This is a genomic window from Brevibacterium permense, assembly GCF_013280495.1.
Taxonomy (GTDB): domain Bacteria; phylum Actinomycetota; class Actinomycetes; order Actinomycetales; family Brevibacteriaceae; genus Brevibacterium; species Brevibacterium permense.
The window spans coordinates 1-4,400 of record NZ_JABSSX010000029.1; the positions used below are offsets into that span (position 1 = coordinate 1).

The following is a 4,400-nucleotide window of genomic DNA, read 5'->3' on the forward strand; positions in this document are numbered from 1 at the left end:
TTATCTTTTCAGTGCACATAATCACAATCTCCCACGCCCCGGTTGGGCGTGTGCCCAACAAACCCCCCCACGTCGATTTGAGCCGTCACGGCCACGAGACAGTGGGCAAACCCCCCCCCCCCCCCCCCCCCCGATCGTGCCGATCTTCATCATCGGGTTCCTGGCCATGGTCATCCTCCGCTCCACACTGCCCCTGGCCGAAGCGGTCCTGACAACCGGGGACTTCCTCCAGACCGCGCTGCTCTCAGCGGCAATGTTCGCAGCTCGGCTGCGGGGTGAAGATCCGCAACCTCATCCGCGTCGGTGCCCGCCCCTTCATCCTCGCGACGGTCTCGAACTGCTGATCGTCACGTGTTGGAAAGCACCCGACTTCTACAACGGCGTCGTCCACTCCGAAGCCGCCGCCTTCGAAGACAAGGCCAAAGAACTGCAGGCAGACGCGATCATGAAAGCCTTCGACAACGGCTGTCCCGTGCCGGCTCGCCGCCGTCTGACACACGGGAGTCCTGCCACCGAGCTCATCACAGCCAGTGAGAATGCCCAACTGCTGGTCCTGGGAACCCGCGGCCACGGCAAGTTCGCCAGCCCCATCCTCGGCTCCGTCAGCCTCGAGTGCATCGCTCACGCGCACACACCAGTCGTGACCGTCCGCGCACAATGAGCAGCGACTTCGGCACGCCCGCTGTGACCTGACTCGGCGTTCTCGGTCTCGAAGCCCACAGCATTCCGATGACCCAATGTTCCACGGTGGCGCGACGCGTATGCTGGTGTCGAACCGAGAAGAGGAGAATCGTGGACGCCGACGTTGTAGTCGTGGGAGCAGGTCTCGCAGGCCTGCAGTGTGCCAGACGGTTGCAGCGCAACGGCTTGACTGTCCAGGTCTGCGAATCGAGTGATGGTGTCGGCGGTCGCGTGCGCACCGATCGAATCGACGGCTTCCTCTGTGACCGCGGGTTTCAGCTGCTCAATCCCTCGTACCCTGCAGTGCGCGCCTTCATCGACGTCGCCTCACTGGACCTGCAGACTTTCGGCGCCGGAGTGATGGTCCGCAAGGGACAGCGTCTGACCACGTTGCGCGCATCCTTGAGCCCGCTTGGCCGCGAGTCATCGGTGTTGAGCTCTGGACTGATTAAACCGAAGGAGATCCGCGGGCTTCTGAGGTGGCTCGGGCCGACTCTGCTGCGGCCATCGTCAGCCTCGCGGGCGACGCGGGACTCAACTCTCGCAGACTCTTTAGATGTTGCGGGAGTCACGGGAGCGTTGCGCCATGACGTCATCGACACGTTCCTCGCCGGTGTGCTGGCCGACAGTTCTGGCGCAAGCTCGGCGAACTATGCCCGCCTGCTGATGAGATCGTTCGTGCGTGCGATCCCCGGTCTGCCCAGTAAAGGCATGGCGGCTCTGCCCGAGCAGATGGCGGCTTCTCTCGAAGCGCACGTGCGCGTGAACACCGCCGTGCGAGACCTTCGCGAGACCGACAATGATGTGGAAGTCGACACCTACCGGGGACGGATACGGGCGCGTGTCGCTGTCACCGCAGTCGGTGCTGAGGATCTCGAGGAGCTGACCGGCGAGAAGACTCCTCCTACACGCGGTCTGACGACCTGGTGGTTCCAAGCTCCGGAACCTCCTCTCGAGGATCCGCTGTTGGTGCTGGATGCCTCGGCTCCCCAGGGAGGCCCAAACGGGCCCGTTTGGCACACTGCAGTGGTCTCAAATGCAGCACCGAGCTACGCGCCTGCGGGATCGGCGCTCATTGAGGCTACGACGCTGCTCGATCGGCCCGACGGCCTGGCCGACGAACGGGAGATTCGGCAGCATCTCGAACGCATCTACGCCACGTCGACGCGCCGGTGGCAGGTTCTGATCAATCATCGGCTTCCGCATGCACTGCCGGCCTCGGCTCCCCCTCTGATCGACCGATCGGTGCAGCGGATCTCCGAGAGAATATTCGTCTGCGGCGACCACCGTGACACCGGCTCGATCCAAGGAGCTTTGGTCTCCGGTGATCGAGCCGGGCAGGGAATCGCCGGAATACTCTCATCTGCCTCCCGCCGTTCCGACAACGAACCTAGTGCGAAACGATGATCGCAACCTGCGGAACTCCCCCATCTGTGTCCGAGGAGTCCGGGTATGCCCCGGGCCGAGCATCATGACCGCCCCCATCCGACGAGCCGTTGCAGCTCTCTTGGTCGGTCTCTTCACCGCGGCCGCCTCAGTGGGCTGCGCCGCCGCAGACACTTCAAGTCCGGGTTCACCGCTAGTGGCCGTGTACCGCGGTGAGGCCGCGTGCGACGGATGCCCCGAGACGGTCGCACAACGGCTGAGAGCCTCGTTCACCGACGCCGAGGTGGTCTTCATCGGTCGCGGTGAACGTCTGCCGCTGCAGGCCGATTCCCTTGCAGACGTGGACCTCTACGTCCAACCCGGTGGCGGGGATGACATCGACGCTGCCGCCGAAGCGCTGCCCCCTCGATTCGTCGGCGGCCTTGAACAGTATGTTGCAGACGGCGGTCGTTACCTCGGTCTGTGTATGGGCGCCTACCTGGCGGGGCCGGTCGCCTTCGGCCTCGTCGAATCGGACCTCGACGGTGAGGTCGGCCGTCCCGAATTCCCAGTCACCGACAGCAGAGAGACCGTGGTCGACGTCGCCTGGAGGGGTGATCATCGCCAGACATTCTTCCAAGAGGGCGCAGTCCTTCCTCCACCCGAGGATCGCGCCGACGTGTTCGCGCGCTATAGCAACGGCGACATCGCCGCAGCACGCTACGACCACGGTGACGGTATGGCAGGTCTGGTCGGCCCGCACCCCGAGGCTGACCAGACCTGGCTTGACGAGGCGGGAATTGCCGATCCGGACGGAGACGACTGGAATTACGCCGTCCCCTTCGTCGCAGCACTGTTGGATTGACTTCGACACGAGGGCGAAAATCGAGTCTGCGCCGGGTGATCTCTGAATCGGACGATCGGCGGTCGACGTCAGCGCCGCCATCGCCTCACCGGCCCGCACCGAGGTGGCACGCACCCGACCGCCCGTGTAAGACTACGTAGGCGATTGCTTTTTCAATGATCGCTCGATCTGCGAATTGGCACACCGACTACGACAGCCTCCCCTACAGGAGCGCGGAGGAACCGAAGGAGTTGCCCCCATGACAGAAAATCCTGGGATCATAGGTCATTGGGACATCGATCCCTCACATTCTCGACTGGGGTTCTCCACACGCCACGCCATGGTCTCGCGTGTGCGCGGAGCGTTCAATGATGTCTCCGGTTCGGCCGACATCGCCGAGGATCTCTCGGATTCGACCGCCACCGTCATCATCGAGACCGCGAGCGTCGACACCCGCAGCGAAGGCCGCGACGAGCACCTGCGCTCGGCTGACTTCTTTGACGTCGACGCCTACCCGGAGATCCGCTTCGTCTCCTCCGCCATCGACGAGGTAGACGAAGGCTCCTATATCGTCACCGGTGAGCTGACGATCCGTGACATGACGAAGACCGTGTCCATCCCGCTCGAGCTCATCGGTGTCGAGTCCGATCCCTTCGGCAACCTGCGCGCCGGCCTCGAGGGCTCGCGCCGCATCGACCGTAAGGACTGGGGCGTGACCTGGAATACGAAGCTCGATTCCGGTGGCGTGCTCGTCAGCGACAAGATCACGCTCGAGTTCGAGCTCTCCCTCATCAAGAACGTCGCCGAGGATGCCCCCGCCGATTCGTCGGAGACCACAGGTTAGAATGAGGCCTCCACCGAGGCACCGGAACCCGCCACCGAAGCGGACCCGGTTCCCAAGGCCGACACCGCAGTCCCGCAGGCTGCCGCACCCGCAACCGCTGCTCCCGAATCGGTGACCCCGACCCCGGAAGCCGACGACACCCCCGCTCCCGCCCCGAAGGCAGAGCGAGCCAACACGGAGTTCCCTCCCCCGCCGCCGGTCAAGCCAGCCGAAACTCCAACTGAGAAGGCACCTGAGGTCAAACAGTCGGACTCTCAGTCGTCCGGAAGCGGCCTCGGAAAGCTCTTCGGCCTCCGCTGAGCTCAGAAGGCCGAGCCAGCAACACACAGCAGTCCTCACCGCGGGTAGGATCGGTGCACGAGCCGATCCCACCCGCGGTTATTACTGGGGTCATCACCGTGTGACCGGACAGAGAAAGTGGGACTGCCATGGCCAAGCTGACGAAGGTGGTATCCGCCATCGGGATGCCTCGCTGCTCGCGCAGAAGATCGTCCACGACACCCGAGGTGCCTGGGGCTGAGTCTGCATTGACCCATATTTCGGGCTCTTCGCAGTTGAGGGTGTAGCCGGGAGTGCGACTGCAGGATCGGATGTCACCGGATCATGCAGCAGACCTGGGGGTACGACCCTGCGCAGGAGAACCATCTCTGTACCGAACCCGGTACT

The 4,400-nt window shown here is 64.0% G+C and carries 4 protein-coding genes; all 4 read left to right on the forward strand.

Annotation, left to right across the window (positions count from 1 at the left end):
- Nucleotides 1-136: 136 nt before the first annotated feature.
- A complete protein-coding gene (locus HK353_RS16695; RefSeq protein WP_173157997.1) occupies nucleotides 137-661 on the forward strand; it encodes a universal stress protein in 525 nt (174 codons plus the stop codon).
- 131 nt (nucleotides 662-792) lie between these two features.
- The gene (locus HK353_RS16700; RefSeq protein ID WP_342589974.1) at nucleotides 793-2,088 is read left to right on the forward strand and encodes a flavin monoamine oxidase family protein; all 1,296 of its coding nucleotides are present in this window, start codon (nucleotides 793-795) and stop codon (nucleotides 2,086-2,088) included.
- A gap of 64 nt (nucleotides 2,089-2,152) precedes the next feature.
- A complete protein-coding gene (locus tag HK353_RS16705; RefSeq protein ID WP_167193773.1) occupies nucleotides 2,153-2,911 on the forward strand; it encodes a BPL-N domain-containing protein in 759 nt (252 codons plus the stop codon).
- 238 nt (nucleotides 2,912-3,149) lie between these two features.
- Nucleotides 3,150-3,734, forward strand: coding sequence for a YceI family protein (locus tag HK353_RS16710; protein ID WP_167193771.1), 585 nt, complete (start codon nucleotides 3,150-3,152; stop codon nucleotides 3,732-3,734).
- The last annotated feature ends 666 nt before the right edge of the window (nucleotides 3,735-4,400 follow it).